General features: G+C 44.0%; 1 pseudogene. It reads right to left on the reverse strand.

From position 1 onward, the window contains the following. Positions 1–359: pseudogene (locus LMB56_RS00020) on the reverse strand (hypothetical protein); the annotation flags it as partial.

Below are 359 nucleotides of genomic sequence, written 5' to 3' on the forward strand. Positions count from 1 at the left end.
AGCTTAAGCAACTCGATATCAATGAGTGAGAGCTTGAGTAACTCCGTATCAATGAGCGAAAGTTTGAGTAACTCAGTATCGATGAGTGAAAGCTTGAGTAACTCCGTTTCCATGAGCGAGAGCTTAAGCAACTCGGTATCAATGAGCGAAAGCTTGAGTAACTCAGTAAGCATGAGCGAAAGCCTCAGTAACTCGGTAAGTATGAGCGAAAGCCTCAGCAACTCAGTAAGCATGAGCGAAAGCCTCAGCAACTCCGTATCAATGAGCGAAAGTTTGAGTAACTCAGTAAGCATGAGTGAGAGTTTGAGTAACTCGGTATCGATGAGCGAAAGCTTGAGTAACTCAGTCTCAATGAGTGA

Source organism: Limosilactobacillus reuteri (assembly GCF_020785355.1).
Taxonomy (GTDB): Bacteria; Bacillota; Bacilli; order Lactobacillales; family Lactobacillaceae; genus Limosilactobacillus; species Limosilactobacillus reuteri_I.